At 51.7% G+C, this 17,206-nt stretch carries 9 protein-coding genes; 4 read left to right on the top strand and 5 right to left on the bottom strand.

Annotation, left to right across the window (positions count from 1 at the left end; all coding sequences use genetic code 11):
• Positions 1-271: 271 nt before the first annotated feature.
• The gene (locus tag AC27N8_RS03705; protein ID WP_487064067.1) at positions 272-865 is read right to left on the bottom strand and encodes a TetR/AcrR family transcriptional regulator; all 594 of its coding nucleotides are present in this window, start codon (positions 863-865) and stop codon (positions 272-274) included.
• A gap of 247 nt (positions 866-1,112) precedes the next feature.
• Here AC27N8_RS03705 and AC27N8_RS03710 point away from each other — a divergent pair, with 247 nt between their 5' ends.
• Positions 1,113-2,084 (top strand): zinc-binding dehydrogenase, encoded by a 972-nt coding sequence (locus AC27N8_RS03710; protein WP_487064069.1) that lies wholly within the window; start codon positions 1,113-1,115, stop codon positions 2,082-2,084.
• 221 nt (positions 2,085-2,305) lie between these two features.
• The gene (locus AC27N8_RS03715) at positions 2,306-2,791 is read left to right on the top strand and encodes a PNPOx family protein (RefSeq protein ID WP_487064071.1); all 486 of its coding nucleotides are present in this window, start codon (positions 2,306-2,308) and stop codon (positions 2,789-2,791) included.
• Between the two features lie 54 nt (positions 2,792-2,845).
• On the opposite strand, the gene AC27N8_RS03720 is transcribed toward AC27N8_RS03715, so the two are convergent.
• From AC27N8_RS03720 to AC27N8_RS03735, 4 genes are all read right to left on the bottom strand, one after another.
• A complete protein-coding gene (locus tag AC27N8_RS03720; protein ID WP_487064073.1) occupies positions 2,846-4,738 on the bottom strand; it encodes a protein kinase domain-containing protein in 1,893 nt (630 codons plus the stop codon).
• A gap of 29 nt (positions 4,739-4,767) precedes the next feature.
• The gene (locus AC27N8_RS03725; RefSeq protein WP_487064075.1) at positions 4,768-7,269 is read right to left on the bottom strand and encodes a protein kinase domain-containing protein; all 2,502 of its coding nucleotides are present in this window, start codon (positions 7,267-7,269) and stop codon (positions 4,768-4,770) included.
• 58 nt (positions 7,270-7,327) lie between these two features.
• The gene (locus tag AC27N8_RS03730) at positions 7,328-9,526 is read right to left on the bottom strand and encodes a protein kinase domain-containing protein (RefSeq protein ID WP_487064077.1); all 2,199 of its coding nucleotides are present in this window, start codon (positions 9,524-9,526) and stop codon (positions 7,328-7,330) included.
• A 371-nt stretch (positions 9,527-9,897) separates the two neighbouring features.
• On the bottom strand, positions 9,898-10,155 hold the full coding sequence (locus AC27N8_RS03735; protein ID WP_487064079.1) for a hypothetical protein: 258 nt from the start codon (positions 10,153-10,155) through the stop codon (positions 9,898-9,900).
• A 237-nt stretch (positions 10,156-10,392) separates the two neighbouring features.
• Between AC27N8_RS03735 and AC27N8_RS03740 the strand changes: the two genes are divergently transcribed.
• Entirely contained in the window at positions 10,393-12,183 is a 1,791-nt protein-coding gene (locus AC27N8_RS03740) for a fatty acyl-AMP ligase (RefSeq protein ID WP_487064081.1), read from the top strand.
• Position 12,184: 1 nt separating this feature from the next.
• Complete coding sequence (locus AC27N8_RS03745; protein ID WP_487064083.1) at positions 12,185-17,176, top strand: type I polyketide synthase; 4,992 nt, start codon at positions 12,185-12,187, stop codon at positions 17,174-17,176.
• Positions 17,177-17,206 lie beyond the last annotated feature (30 nt).

A 17,206-nucleotide genomic window follows, 5' to 3' on the forward strand; every position in this document is an offset into this window, starting at 1 on the left:
TGGATCTCATCCAGCTTTCATTAGTCAGAGCTCCAAACGCTCCAATAATATAATTCGTGTTCTCCTCTTTTACTATGGTCTTATTTTATGCCACATAAGATACCTATCGGTAGAACAATTCTCGAAGATGATTGGCTGATCCTGCAACATTCACGCTTGCGCAACGAGACCAAATAGAGATAATTTGGCAAGACCCATCGCAGATAGTGATCTCACATCCAGGCAAACAATTTTATTCCACTTATACACCATTTGGTCAGCCAGAAAGCGGTCATTCCCAGATACTCGCCTCCTGAAAAATCGCAGCCGCAAGATGCGAACAATACCAGGCCATCTCACCAGGAGAATAAGGCCTTCCTTGCTCAAGCCACCAGGTGATTGCATCGACAAACATCGAAGCCAGCAAAGTTGGCAAAAATCCATTCACAAATACGCGACGATCGGCTATGGGCTGCTTGTTTGGAACAAGCGAATGTTCCTTGATCAGTTCAGCCAAAGAGGCTCGCATCTTCAAGACAAACCAGGGACTCCCCTTCCCTCCAAGCAGCACGCGATAGAGCCGCTCGTATTCGACCACATGCTCGAAGAGGTTTACCCATTGGTGTGGAGGGCGTTCTGGACCCAGGTTGCCCAATGCGCTCTTTAAGACATGCATCTCATCCTCAAAGATCCGCTCAACCAGATCATACTTATCCTGGTAATTGCGATAAAACGCCGTCCGACTCACCATGGCCCGCTGGATAATCTCGCTGACAGTGAGTGCATCAAAGCCGCGCTCCTCGATCAGTTCAAGCAACGCCTCCCGCAAGAGTTTCTGCATACGTCTCACGCGTAAGTTACCTGTATTTTGGATCACTTTAGCCACCTTTGTTCCATTCAGAACATATTTTCTCGATTGTAACTTGTTTCTTCGTGCGTATCCGGCTATTCTTATGAAAAGACAGGTCATTCCACATAGAACAGAATATCCTTTATGGAACAGTATGTTCCGAATGGAATAAACTGTCAAGTATGCCAATCTGAACTATTCATGAAACGATGAGAGAGTAGCCTGGACAGTGCTATGCCAGGCTACAGATCACAAAAAAGAAAAAAGAAATTGGAGATAACGTATGCGTGTTGTTCAAGTGCGCCAATTTGGTCCCCCCGAAGTATTACGTATTCAAGAGAGCCAGGAGCCACAAGCTGGACCAGGACAGGTCGTGATTGAGGTAGAGGCGGCAGGCGTCTCTTTTGGAGACACATCCATCCGTGCGGGAAAGTACCCCTTCCCACTCCCCTTTGTGCCCGGATGGGCGGTAGGCGGTCAGATCAAGCAGGTCGGCCCAGACGGTGACCTGACGCTGGTGGGAAAGTCCGTGGTGGCGCTTACCAGGGCTGGTGGTGGCTATGGAGAGCAAGTGGTGACTGATGTGACTAATATTTTCTCTCTTCCAAAGGAACTGTCCATTGAACAAGCACTGGGTGTCTTCATGGCAGGAGGAACAGCCATCTCCATCCTGAAGACAGCACAGATCAAACCAGGAGAAACCGTTTTAATTACGGCGGCAGCGGGCAACACAGGCTCACAGTTAGTCCAACTGGCGAAAGCCGCAGGCGCGGGCACCGTGATTGGAGCTGCAGGTGGCAAGGAGAAGCTCGCGGTAGTTTCTCGGCTTGGAGCCGATGTGGTCGTTGATTATCTTGAGAATGACTGGATGGAGCAGGTGCAAAACGTCACAGGAGGCAAGGGAAGCGATGTGGTCATTGACGCAGTGGGAGGAACCATTGGGCATCAAGCCTTCGAGCTGACAGCGAACGGCCGTGGTCGATTGGTGGTATACGGATCTTCCTCCGGCACGGAGACAACAATTGGGATGCATGAACTGGCGCTGCGAGGCATCACGGTGATTGGTGCCCTGGGGATAGCGATGACCAGGACAGAGCAAGAAACGCACGCAAATATGGAGGCCGCATTGCACGAGGCCGCAGCCGGACGCTTGGTCGCCGTCATTGGGCAAAGATATCCACTGGAGCATGCTGCCGATGCCCATGCAGCTATTGAAGCACGGCAGGCAATCGGCATGACACAGCTCATCCTATGACGATCATCACGGGATGAATAGTAGAAGGCAGGCAGCGCTTATCCATCTCTTCACGCATAACATTCTTCCTTCCTTCCAAAAAGTAAGTTAGTTCAGTATTTAAAACTAGATAAGAAAATATTGCCTACTTCACATAATAATCTGCTTTTTTTATAATAGCAAGCAATTGGTGCATCGATGAGACGCACCCGAAATACAACATTATGTGAGGTGAATGTACTATGACGACGGACGCGATACCTGCTGGCCCTCCTTCTTTTTCAAAGCCTATGCTGATGATGACGAAAGGATTCAACGCCATCATTTCAGCAATCTTACGTTCTCCCTTGCATGGGAAGCTCAGCCAAAAATTCATACTTTTGTCATTCAAAGGGCGCAAGAGCGGAAAGAGCTATACGCTTGTGGTGGGATATCTGCGCGAGGGCGAGGTGCTAGAGATAATTTCTCCCCGGAGCTGGTGGAGGAACCTCCAGGGAGAAAATATTCAGGTCTCGGTCTTGCTTCAGAGACTCTGGTATGATGGCGTGGCGGAAGCGTTTTATGGAGATGAGACGGTTGCCACTGGCTATCTTCGTGCAATGAAGCACGCTCCCTCCTTGATCCGCATGTATCATGTGGAAGTGGACGACACCGGTCATCCAAAGCCGGAGAGTGTACGCGAGGCAACCAGAAAATGCGCCCTCGTGCGTATTCGACTCTTGCCCTAAAAAGAGCAGTCGCCAATTTTTCGACTGGGCGAGAATAAAGAAATGCTTCTCGCCTCAGTTTGCGATGACCTCAATCCCATTAATCTGGGCATTATCGCGAACCGTGACAAATTGGATTACGATAGTACCGTTACTATTTGGCTGGATCACAAATTGCTCCACGATCGCTTTATTGGCTGCTCCTGCGGCAGCAATAATATCAAAATTGGTCAGTACCTGTTGACCATCCAGCATCACATTAAAGACGCGCGCACCTGCGGCAGTCCAATACGTCTCGGCAAAATGTAAGCGCACCGTATAAGATGCTCCCGGCGTGACATTTGGAATAGTATAGATGGGGCTGGCAAAACGAAATGATTGATAAACGCTCTGCGGCGCTGGATTCATCACACCGCTGGTATCGATCACGGCATTGCTCACCGTGGTGGCCGTATAGGATGTCGTGGAATAATTTTGATCGGCCAGAAAAGCGCCTGCCGCGCCACCGCCGGCATTAATCTTGACAGAGCCAGTTCCTGGTGCTTGCAACGCGGGAGCAGTTCCCGCACGAGACGTAGATACTGGCCTGGGAGTAGGCAGAGGCACAGAGGTCGGTGTCTCTTTCTGCGCCGGTGGAGCAAACGCGGACACGGGCGGAGTGGCACTACTGATGGCCGTACTCTGCCCAATAGCACCTGGAGAAGCGCCTCTCTGGTTGCTAAAACGTCCTCCATTGATCAGAGCAGAGCTCAACACGCCAGTATTCACGAGATAGGGGACCAAAATGGCGAGCAGAAGCAGGGCGGCGACGAGCGTGCTGGCCCAGACAATCAGGCGCTTGCTCCTTCTTTTAAGAGGGGACTTGAATGGCCGAGCAGGTTGTGAGGATGGCACCGACACGTGCCTGACAGAGTCAGCTTTCTGAACCTCATCCACGGGTGTCGCAGACACACTAGCTGGTTCAGCAGCCCTCGACGATTCAGGCACACTCGCTGGCTCCGCAGTCTCCGACGATTCAGGCACGCTCGCTGGCTCAACAGGCTTTAATCCTCCGAAAAAAGGCGTGAACCCAAAGGGTTTTGTTACCCGTGCTCGTGGTATGCCATCGGCCTCAACCGGCAAGCCTGGTAAAAACGAGAGATCAGGTTCAGATGGTACAGGCGCTAAACCATGCTCAAGTGCCCGTAAAAAGGCCTCCATATCTTCGTAGCGATCCTGACTTTTCTTCGAGAGCGCTCGCATAATAGCCAGATCGATCGACATGGGGATGCCTGCTACACGAGAGGTGAGCGGGACCGCATAATAGTTGGTATGCCTCCTCCACAACGATGCCAACGTCTGTGCTTCAAAGGGCGTATGGCCAGTGATCAGCTCATACGCCAGACAGGCCAGCGCATATTGATCGCTGGCCATTGTCAATGTCCCATTAAACTGTTCAGGTGCCATATAACGCGTCGTACGCAGATCTGTATAATATCCGAGTCTGCCAGCATTCAGAAAAGGTGCGAGATGAAAATCCGCCAGTTGTACCACGTCACTGGTCTGAAAGAGGATATTATCTGGCTTGAGATTACCATGAACTATCCCATGACTATGAGCATAGCTCAGTGCCCGACCAAGCTGCAAGACAATCTCCAACGCCATGCGCCACTCCATATGCCCATGCGCGGCGTATCCGCGACGTCCCAGACGTTGACGCAGCGAACCTCGGGCTCGATATTCGCGTACCAGGTAGGGACTCCCCTGCTCCAGTCCAATATCGAGCACCGGCACAATATTCGGATGAGATAGGGATAGCAAGGTTTTTAGTTTCCCTGGATCCTTCTCTTGAGCGATGGCTTCTTGATCAAATATCTTGATGATGACTTTCTTTTGCGTCTCATCCAATGCATAGGCAAGATATGTGATGCTTAAGGTTTTCGTGGCTAATGTTTCAGCCAGGCGATAGTGAAGAAATGCTTCTCGCATTAGTTTGCGATAACCTCAATTCCATTAATCTAAGCGTTGTCATGGACCGTGACAAACTGAATACTGATGGTGCCGTCACTATTTGGCTGGACAACAAATTGCTCAACAACTGCCCTATCAGCTGCTCCAGCTTTGGCAACAATATCAAAATTAGTCAACACCTGTTGACCATTCAAAACGACATTAAATGTGCGCTGCCCCACAGAGTCCCAATACATTTCAGCAAAATGTAAACGCACCGTATAAGAATCTCCTGGCGTGACGTTGGCAATCGTGTAGGAGGAATCACCCACGCGATACGTCTGATAGACTGCCTGCGGCGCTGGATTCGTCACGCCACTGGTATCAACTGCATTATTGTTCTTCGACGTTCCTGTGTAATGCGCGGTTGAATAATCTTGATCGGCGACAAAAGAGCCAGCGGCATCTCCCCCGGCATCGATGCGTATAGAGCCTGTCCCTTTGGGTTTCGGCGTCGGCGTCGGCGTCGGGACAGGCGTCGGAACCTGGGCTGTGGAACCCGAACTACCAGATGTTGGCACAATCACAGGCACACCTGCTGTTGGCTTTGCCGTTGCTCTCACTTTCGGGGTGGAGGTGACACCCGGAGATGCTTTGGGTGTAATCGATAGAGCCGTGGATTGGGCAATAAGTGCCGTCGACGTACTATTGATATGCGCATGAGCGGTAGCAGTAACATCTGCGCTGCTGGGGGAATTTAATGATGCCTTCATTTGTGCAGGCAAGAGATTACTCAAAAAGTAGGGGATGAAGGTCACCAGCAAAATAAACGCGACCGAAGCAGCGAGACTTCTCCAGAGGGAGGAGCGTTTTCTCTTCTTACGAGGTGGCACGACTGGCTCCTGCAATTCGTCACCAGGCGCAAGCTGCGGCGTGCTGACTTGCTCTGTGGCAAATACCTCCTGAGGTTCCGTTACCCTGGCAGCAAAAGATAATTGCTGACTGGCGGCATTGGCAGACTCATCAGATCCAACAGGTAACACGATAGCAGTCGCTTGCGCGGACAGATCGTTACTGACTTCGTCCTCAACAGACTTATCCTCCAAAAATGGATTATTGGGAAACAGGCTGGCGGGAATTTCATCCTCAATGGATTCAGCCTCGGCAGATGCAGTTTCAATAGATTTACGCTCAACCAGTTTTTGCTGAATTTCAGCACCCTTTGTGAACTTATGCACACTTTTTTCACGCTCAGTCGATGGCAGTTGTGGAATTTCTTGCTCAATAGCAGCACTATCCTGAGGCTTCTGCAAAATTTCATCTTGCTCAAGCGGGTCGTTATCGAGAAATGGATTATCCAAAATGGTGCCATCAATATCATCTGCGATGGCTTTTTGTTCCACAAAAAAGAGTTTGTCGAAAAATTCGCTCTCTGGCATCTCATCATCGTCAGGCTCGTCTCCTAAGAAGGGATTATCGGGAAATTCTCGATCACTCAATATGCGATCAGGTGATTCGTTCTGCATTGTGCTAGACTGTGCATCGAAGTCATGACCGGTCCCGAGCCATTTGAGACGAGATAACGATGGTGGATCAACAGGCACGAGGTCGACTTGTGCGTCCGGCATATCAACATCCAAAGCGCCTGACCGATCCACATTCTCTGGCTGCCCAGCCAGAGGAGTAGACTTTGTAGCAACTGCATCTGTTGTTTCTTCAATCATCTCAGGCGGAACTGGCAAAAGGGGACTATCAGGCTCAGGTGCTTGCACGCTCAGGCCACGCTCAAGCGCGGCCAAAAACACGTTCATATCCTCATAGCGATCTGCGCTTTTTTCCGAGAGGGCGCGCAGAATGGCCTGATCAATCGACATCGGGATGGCTGGAACAGACAAGGCCAGAGAGGGCGCATGATTGGATGGGAGTGTTTCCCCTGTTGATGGAAAGTCCTGCTTCTCGAAAGGCACATGACCCGTGATCAGTTCATAGGCCAGACAGGCCAGTGCATATTGATCGCTAGCCTTTTCCACCTTTCCCAGCAGCTGTTCAGGAGCCATATATCTGGCAGCCTGTATATCAGTGCTATATCCCAGTTTCGTCACATCCACCAACGAAGCGAGCTGAAAATCCGTCAACTGCACCTCGCTACTACTACGATAAAAGATATTCTCTGGTTTGAGATTGCCGTGGATCACCTCATGAGCGTGTGCATAGCTCAGCGCCTGACCAATCTGTACGACCACGCTCAATGCCTCGGACCAATCCATCGGCTTCGAACTCTCCAGCCGTTGGCGCAACGAACCATGAGCACGATATTCACACACTATATAGGCTTTTCCTTCTTCCAGCCCCATATCGAGCACTGGCACAATATTGGCATGATCGAGGGACATCAATACATGTGATTGGATCGTAGGCAGTTGCGGACTCTGGCGCACGGATGCTTGATCAAATATCTTGATGACAACTTTTGTGTCCGTCTCCCACATCGGATGAGCAAGATACGTTACCCGTAATGTTTTCGCCGCCAACCGCTCAACGAGGCGATATTCTAAAAAAAGTTCTTGCATCTATACTATCCGTTCACACGAAGATGAGACTTTAAACTATACCTATCTAATCTCATAATTAATTTGCGATAACCTCAATTCCATTGATCTGAGCGTTGTCATGGACAGTGACAAATAAAATCGTGATAGTCCCATCACTGCCAGGAGTCGTGACAAATTGCTCAACGATCGCCTTGTTCATACTCCCTGCAGCCGCCACAATATCAAAGTTCGTCAACACCTGCTGGCCATTCAAAATCACGTTAAATGAGCGCGGACCTGCTGTGCTCCAATAGAGTTCGGCAAAGTGTAAACGTACAGTGTAAGATACGCCCGCGGTCACGTTCGGAATAGTATAGATGGAATTACCAACACGATACGTCTGATAGACTGCCTGTGGCGCTGGATTCGTTACTCCACTCGTATCGATCGCGACATTTTTCGCGGAGGTTCCTGAGTAGAGGGCCGTTGAATAATCTTGATCAGCCACAAAAGCGCCTGCGGCACCACCAGCTGCATTAATCTGCACCGAACCAGTCCCCTGTATTTTCGGCGTCGGCGTCGGCGTCGCAACAACTGCCGGTGCGATCGTGCCAGAGCTTTTCGGCGTTGAAACGGTAACCGGCACGCTGGTGGTCGGTGTCACACCAGGTTTGGCGACAACTCCTGCGGTTGGTGTCGAGTCAGGGATTGAAGTAGGCGTTCCCCTGGAGATCGTCGTAGCTTGTGACGTGGGTATTATAACCTTACCCACAGAGGTACCGTCAGGGATAGGGCCAACTGTCGCGGGAAGCTTCGTACTGATGGGATATTTGATCTCGCTCTGATCTGGATGAGGCACTGGATGATTCAAAAAAGCAGGAATGCCAATACCCAGCAAAATAATTGCCACTGAAATAACACTTATCCAGAAAACAAAGGCACGTCTCCCTTTACTGCTTTTAGCACCCTTACCACTCTTAGGCGAGCCAGGAGCTCCCATGGAGTGTGATGGTATCGATGGTAATACATCGTTTACCGGAGCCCGATCATCACTACTCGATGCAACAATAATTTTAGGCTGAGGTGCGGTTACGCGATTAGCAATATTGATTAAGCGACCATATACAGGAGTTGCATCATCAGGTTCTATCAGCGGCAATGGAGCCGTCGTTTGATCAAACTCACCGAGACGAGCTACCTCTGGCTGTACGACGACCGTTGCTTCCTCGCTATACAATCCGCTATCCGCTACTGGTGCGGAGTCGCCACCAAATGGCTGGATTCGCTCCTGGGAGGCAGGCTCTGCTGGTAGGCCTGCTATATTTGAGGTATGAGCCTGCTCTGGAACACCTGACATACTGACGTGATCAAATTCCTCTAATCCTCCCAAAAAAGGAGTAGATCCTACCGGTCTGGTCGTTAGCGTGTCCGGCATGCGATCCATCTTAGCAGGCAATAGTGGTAGAGAAGAAAGGTCTGGTTCAGATAATTTGGGTGATAAACCAAACTCAAGCGTGCTCAAAAAAGCATGCATGTTTTCATGGCGATCCTGACTTTTTTTCGCCAGTGCTCGCATGATTGCGATATCAACTGGTGCCGGGATCGTCGGGACAGCGGAGGAGAGCGGTGTCGCGTACTGATTCGTATGGCTTCCCCACATCGATGAGAAACTTTGTGCCTCAAAAGGAGCATGTCCCGTAATCAGTTCGTAAGCGAGACATGCCAGTGCATATTGGTCGCTAGCTTTTTCGGTTTTCCCTATAAACTGCTCAGGAGCCATATAACGCGTCGCATACAGATCCGTTTTGTATCCTAACCTGGTTGTGTCAATAAATGGCGACAGACTGAAATCAGCGAGTTGTATCTCTCCATTATCACTATAAAAAATATTTTCGGGCTTGAGATTACCATGGATAAACTCCTGATTGTGAGCATAGTCCAGCGCCTTACCAACCTGGATGACAATACTTAAAGCCTCAGGCCAATCCATATGCTTCAAGCCCTTCAGCCTCCCCAAACGCTGACGCAGCGAACCATGCATACGGTATTCGCTCACAACGTATGGCCGTCCCCGCTCCAGACCAATATCGAGCACGGGTACAATATTGGGATGATTGAAGGATGTCAATGCTTTCAGCCGCGAAACACTCTGCGCCTGATCAACACATGTACGATCAAATATCTTGATCACTACTTTTGCCGGCATCCCCACCCCTGGATGGGCAAGGTACGTTACTCTTAATGTTTTCGTCGCTAACTTCTCTACAAGACTATATTGAAGAAAAGACTCTTGCATCTATACTATCCGTTCCCGCAAATAGAGAATTTCTATATACATGATAGGACGAACTAAGTAGCACTCTTTACACTCTGACTGGGACCTGTAGCTATTCCGATAAACATACAGTGGACAATGGCAGCTTTATACCATAATCAGAATAACTTTCTGCCCACTACCTTTAGATCATTTGATGTCATTTCATATCATTTCATATCATTATCACAATTACGACAAATATACTATTCATTATAACATAGTGAATTTGATTTTAAAATTACTAGTATTTTATTCTTAGCAGGAATGTAACGATTAACAGTAATTACACAATTACTCGAAAGAATTCTTTTGCTCGTCTGACCTGCCAGAATGCCCCTTTGCACCCGGCGTCAATGCTCGCCCACGTAGCGGCGCGGCTCCGCCGTGCTGTCACTCGACGTACGATCACGTTCCCCACAAGGTTCCATTGAGAGACGCACACGAGCCGAATCATGCGAGCCCACGTAGCGGCGCGGCTCCGCCGTGCTGTCACTCGACGTACGATCACGTTCCCCACAAGGTTCCATTGAGAGACGCACACGAGCCGAATCATACGAGCCACTGACAGCACGGCGGAGCCGCGCCGCTACGTGGACGAGCGTTGACATCTGGAGCGAACTGGATTTCTGGGCGTAACAGAAAAAGTGTTTTGATGGTCTTTGAGCTCAATTTCGGGGGGAGTGGGGCTGTACTGATGAAAGTTACGACCCGAGTTGAGAAGATCTCAACTCGCTACCCGATAGTTCTTCACCCCTCTTTGCAAGTATAAATCAGAAAAGTCATCTGTGTCCGTTGACCGAGTTACGAAATCAAGTTGTGCAATTGCTGAACATTTGAGAGGTGTTATGAAGAGCATCCAGACGCCCTCCATCATGGAGGCAGTAGATACCCTGGTCCATCGTTTGCACCGGCGTGCACTAGAGCAGCCAGAACAAGTGGTCTATACGTTTTTGACCTATAGTGATGCGGGGAACGACAGTTTTACCTATAAAGAGCTGGATCTGCGTGCGCAAGCTATTAGTACCTATCTGCACCAGCAGGGGGCAACGGGCAAGCCAGTCTTACTCCTCTTCCCTCCCGGCCTGGAGTATATCGCGGCCTACTATGGCTGCCTCTACGCGGGAGCGATTGCTATTCCTGCCTATATACCTCACTCTGCCCGTGGGCTCCCACGCATCCAGAGCATTATCGATGATGCCGAAGCCGAGTTTGTACTCACGACAGCAGAGACACAAAGTAAGTTGATGCGCTGGATCGATCAAGTTCCATCGCTGCTCGAGTTGAATTGGATCGCTTCCGATACGCTGGCTCCGGCGGGCGACGACGCATGGTGGAAACAGGATCTTGATGCCGGGACACTCGCCTTTCTGCAATACACATCGGGCTCGACAGCGGCTCCCAAAGGAGTGATGGTCAGCCACGGCAACCTGATGCATAATCTGGCCATGCTTGAGACCTATTTCCACCTGGCGGAGATAAAAGATTCAGTCGGCGTCTCCTGGCTACCCATTTTTCACGATATGGGCTTAATCCTGGGCATTCTCATGCCGGTATTCGCCGGCTATCCAGTCTACATCATGGCACCAACGAGCTTTCTACAGCGTCCCCTGCGCTGGCTACAAGCGATTTCAGACTACAAAGGCACAATTAGCAGTGCACCCAACTTTGCCTTTGAGCTCTGTATGCGTCGCATCGCGGAAAAAGATCTGGAGAAGCTGGATCTGAGTTGCTGGATCAGCGCAGGCAATGGAGCTGAGCCGATACGTGCCAGCACGCTGGAACGCTTCTCCAGCTATTTTGCTCCCTGCGGCCTATCGCAAACACTTTTCATCACCGCCTACGGCATGGCCGAAGCAACATTAGTTGTCACCTCTATAGATGCGGGCGAGTCGCCTCTTGTACTGAGCATAGATAAGGATCGTTTAGAACAAAACATCCTGGAAGTCGCCAACGAGCAGACACAAAGCGTCTTGCGCCTGGTGAGTTGTGGCCGACCGGCTCCCGATCAGCACCTGCTAATCGTTGATCCCTCTACCTTGCGACCGTGCGCGGACAACGAAATTGGAGAAATCTGGGTCGCAGGTCCCAGCATCACCCAGGGCTATTGGAACCGTCCAGAGGTCACGGAAGAGATCTTCAATGCGCATACTACCACGGGCGAAGGACCATTCTTACGCACGGGCGATCTCGGAGTGCTCCAGCAGGATAATCTCTTTATGACAGGCCGACTCAAGGACCTGATTATCATCAGTGGCCGTAATCTCTATCCACAAGATATCGAGCTCACCACGGAACAGGCTCATCCGGCGGTCCGACCCGATGGCTGTATCGCCTTCTCGATCGATGAGGGTAAGCAAGAGTCTCTGATTGTACTGGCCGAGATCGATCATCGCTATCGCGCGGCCAACGCGGAGCCAACCGCCAGCGGATCAGGATATCTATCGGTGAACCTGCAAGAGATCAAAAAGAAAGTACAGGAAGCCATCTTTGAGCAGCACGGCGTCAAAGCCGAGCAAATTGTCCTCTTAAAAATTGGCGGAGTTTTGAAAACATCGAGCGGCAAGCCACAGCGCAGGAGATGTCGACAGGCTTTCCTACAGGGTGAATTAAAGGCCTGGAACGAGATGGGAGCTTAGGATGAGTGGATCTTATAACCACCACGATCCCAGTGAGGAGCCTGAGCACGCGAGTTTAAGCCGCACGGCCATCGAACGCTGGCTGCTCGCTAAGGTAGCTGAGTATCTTGATGTAGCTCCTGAAGAGATCAATATTCAGGAGCCACTCAAAAGCTATGGTCTCAGCTCAATAGACGCAGTAGGCCTCTCTGGTGAGCTTGAAGAATGGCTGGAGTGCCAGCTTTCGCCGACGCTTGTCTTTGATTATCCCAGCATTGCGCAGCTCGCTCTCCATCTGGCAGGCGAGGAGCCAGTCGCAGCGACGATGCCCCAGACGCCATCAGAGACGCCAACAACGTCAGCGACAGAGCCTATTGCGATCATTGGTATGGCGTGTCGCTTTCCAGGCGACGCCAATTCCCCAGCAGCATTCTGGGATCTGCTGCAACAGGGCAAAGATGCCAGTACAGAGATTCCCGCTGAGCGCTGGCAGGCCGACGATTTCTATGATCCGATGCCCGACACGCCGGGCAAGATGTATACGCGTCGTGCCTGCTTTATCAAGGATATTGATCAGTTCGATGCCCCCTTCTTTGGGATCTCGCCGCGAGAAGCGCTACGCATGGACCCACAGCAGCGCCTGTTGCTTGAGGTGGCCTGGGAGGCGCTCGAAAACGCGGGATTACCGGCACACGAGTTGGAGAACAGCCAGACTGGCGTGTTTATCGGCATGATGAACAATCAGGAATACGCCCAGTTACAACGACAGCAGTGTGATGATACTTATCTGGATGATCCTTACTTTGGCGTCGGCAGCTCGGCCAGCATTGCATCTGGACGCCTGCCCTATCTGCTGAATCTGCATGGACCCGCGTTAGTCGTCGACACAGCCTGCTCCTCATCGCTCGTGGCGCTGCATCTGGCGAGCCAGAGCCTGCGCAACAGCGAATGCCAGCTGGCATTGGTCGGTGGAGTCAACGCGGTCATCCTGCCCGAAAACATGGTCAGTGCGTGCAAAATGAGTATGCTCGCGCCAGATGGACAGTGTAAGACGTTCGATGAGTCCGCCGATGGCTTCGTGATGGGCGAGGGCTGTGGTCTGGTTGTTCTCAAACGACTCTCAGAGGCCCTCAATGATCACGATACTGTCCTGGCAGTGATTCGCGGCTCCGCCGTCAATCAAGATGGACGCAGCAACGGAATTACCGCACCCAATCGCATCGCGCAAGAGGCGGTCATTCGCGAAGCGCTCACTCATGCGGGCGTCGAACCGCATGCCGTCAGCTACGTTGAGGCGCATGGATCAGGTACCGCGCTCGGTGATCCGATCGAACTCGAAGCTCTGCATAACGTTTTAGGAGAAGGGAGAACGCCCGATAAAAATCTGCTCGTCGGCACGGTGAAAACAAATATCGGACATCTGGCCGGAGCCGCTGGTATCGCAGGATTGATCAAAACTGTACTGTCTCTCCGTCACAAGAAGATTCCAGCCCACCTGCATCTCACGACACCCAACCCACATGTTCCCTGGCAGAAACAGGCCATCACGATTCCGACCAGCACCGTTCCCTGGTCTGTGGAGAAGACTACGCGTATCGCCGGCATCAATTCCTTCGGCTGGTCCGGCACCAATGCCCATGTCATTCTTGAAGAAGCTCCAGCGCCACAGCAATCCGCTGCACCGCAGCAACTGCGACCCTGGCAGATCCTACCGATCTCGGCCAGATCAGAAACCGCGCTCGAACAGGCGCGGCAGCTGCTGGCAACGTATCTACAAGAGCGTCCTGAAACACCGCTCGCAGATATCGCCTTCACACTGCAACGTGGACGCAGTCGCTTTCATCGCCGTCGCTGGCTCGTCAGTCAGGATCGTGACGATGCTCTCGCTCAGCTCTCGCAGGCATCTCAGCTACCTGAGAAGCAGATCGACGCCGTCGCCTTCGCGTTTCCTGATCTGATTGAACCATTCAGCACATTTCCAGGCGAGCTCTACACGACAGAGCCAACATTCCGTCGCATCGTTGACGAGTGCTGCGCCCTGCTCAAAACGCTTACCGGACTCAATCTAGATTTGAGTCAGGCCCTCGTCGCACAAAAGTCGACAGAAACATGTAGCAGCGGGAAGTTCAGCGATTTCACCGCGTTCTTACCATCCAAAGGACAGAGCAATGGTCATAACGGCAACGGTCATAATGGTCACAGCAATGGACATGGCAATGGTCATAATAATCACGGCAATGGACACGGTAACGGCTCTAGCAACGGTCACGGCAAGAATGGGCACAGCAATGGGCTCACAGCCGTCCAGGAGAAGGTAACCGAAATCACGCTGGCTCAGCCGGCACTTTTTATCGTCGAATATGCGCTGGCTCAAATGTGGATCGAATGGGGCATTCGCCCTCAAGCGATGCTTAGCTACGGGCTGGGTGAATATGTCACAGCCTGTCTGGGAGGCGTTTTTTCGCTACAAGATGCTCTGCTACTGGTCACACAGCGCACACTGCTCATTCAGAGCCGGGCCAATGAAGGCAGCGAACCGTTTCATTCTAAATGGCTCGCGCCGCTGCAAAATAAATTAGCCATATTGATCCAAAATATCGCGCTCCACACATCTGCGATTCCTTATATATCCAATGTCACAGGAACCTGGATCACGAACGCGCAGGCCACAGATCCCACATATTGGACACAACATATAGAGCAGACCGTACGCTTTGTCGATGGCATGGGAGAGCTTTTGCGCTCTCAGGAGTACATCCTGCTCGAAGTCGGGCCTGGTCAAACCTTACAGGAACGCGTCAAACAGCACGATGCAGAGTATACACCCTTGATACTCTCCACCCTGCCCGAGACCCATTCACGCACATCGGCCAGTTTCACCATGCTGACCACGCTCGGCACGCTCTGGCAGATCGGACTGCCCGTCGACTGGAAAGGCTTTACCACTCACGAACAGCATCACCTGGTCAGTCTGCCCAACTATCCCTTCGAGCACCAGAGCTACTGGCCCGAGAAAGCTGAGAGTACACGACGCAACATCGTGACGCTGCTACCGACTCAATCCGAGAGCGGAAGAAAGCACGACATAGCCGACTGGTTCTATCAACCCATCTGGAAGCAGATAGCCAACACCCACGAGTCAGCCTGGACAGAGTTACAAGAGCAGCCAGAGTCCTGGCTACTCTTGACCAATGAGAGCCCTACGAGCCTCGCGCTGAGCGCACAACTGCGCCAGTACAAGCAACAGGTCATCACGGTCTCGGTCGGCGATAGTTTCAGCCAGGTAGATAAGACACACTATAGCCTGCGCCCAAATAGCTGCGCCGACTATGATGTTTTACTTAAAGATTTACGTGCCCACGGTGAAAACATCACCCGCATTATCCATCTGTGGACATTGACTCCGGACAGCGCCATCCTTGATGCCAGCAAGACTGAAGAGGCATGTCAACATGGCTTCTACAGCCTTCTCGCCCTGGCTCAAGCGCTGGGAAATCAAGGACAGGAACAATGTCACATCACAGTGATCACGAATAATCTGCTAGATATCACCGGTAGCGAGCAGATCTGTCCCGAGAAGGCAACCCTCATCGGTCCATGCCGGGTCATTCCACAAGAATATCCGGCGCTCAGTTGCCAGCTCATAGACATCAACCTCGCCGAAAGCAACGCTCATCCGGCCACATGGCTCAAGCAAGCGTTGCCAGTCCTGGCGACTCCCGGCGGAGCCGCGACGATAGCCTTGCGTGGCAAGCGTGCCTGGGAACCAACCTTTGAGGCTGTTCCGCAGCCAAAAGACAGCTCGCACTCAGTCCTGCGCGAAGGCGGAGTCTATCTGATCACGGGCGGCCTGGGCGGCATCGGGCTGGCTGTAGCCGAGCGTCTGGTGCGTACCGTGCATGCAAAATTGATCCTGGTCGGGCGCTCTGCCCTACCAGAGCGCAGCCAATGGGCATCACTACTCAAAAAGGAGAAAGCACAGAAATATACACATGCGATCCGCCAGATCATGGCTCTGGAAAAGTTAGGAGCCGAGATCCTGGTGATACAAGCAGACGTCGCCAACCCGGAACAGATGCAAAAGGTCGTCCAACGTGCCATCTGGCGCTTTGGAACTCTCCATGGCTGCTTCCACGCGGCCGGCACTCCTGGCAATGGATTGATTCAGCTCAAGACAGCTGAACAGGCGGCCCAGGTTTTGCATCCCAAAGTGCAAGGAACGCTGGTAGTAGAACGGGTCTTACGCGACATCCCACTCGACTTTCTCGCTCTTTTCTCTTCGACGACAGCGATCGTCGGCAGTCCTGGTCAGGTCGACTACTGCGCGGCCAACGCTTTTCTCGATGCGTACGCGCAAAGGAGTAGCAAGGATTCTGACCGGATCATCACGATCAATTGGGGAGAGTGGCAATGGAATGCCTGGGAAGAGAGTATGGCAGGGTATGGAGAGATGGCAAATTTCCTCAAGGAGAATCGTCGGCGCTATGGTCTGACCTTCTCTGAAGGAACCGAGGCTCTCTTCCGTGCGCTGAACAGCCGACAAGCGCAACTGATCGTTTCGACGCAGGAGCTCGACGAACTCATCAATCTCAGCAAAAAATTTACCGTCAAGAACTTGCTCCAGGAGAGGAGCAACGACCATCCACAGCAGAAACTACATCCGCGCCCGGAGATGGAGACAAGTTATGTCACTCCTGGCAACGAGTTGGAGCGTCAGATTACGCATATCTGGGAGCAGCTCTTAGTGATCGAGGGCGTAGGCGTACACGATAATTTCTTCGATCTCGGCGGCAACTCGCTGCTGGGAGTTGATCTTGTCAACCGCATGCGTAAAGCCCTCCAGATCGAAGACCTGCCGGCCTATATCCTCTTTGAAGCGCCATCGGTGAGTGCGATGGCACAGTATCTGACGCAAAAGCAGAAAGCCACAGACGATGAGGACGCCAGTCAACGTAGCGCGAAACGGAGCCGAAGTCTCAAGCAGCGCATGAGAGATTCCAGGAGGGTCAGCTAAAAAAGATGCTATATCGCTTTGATTCTTCAT

The organism is Dictyobacter sp. Z7_2 (genome assembly GCF_057551105.1).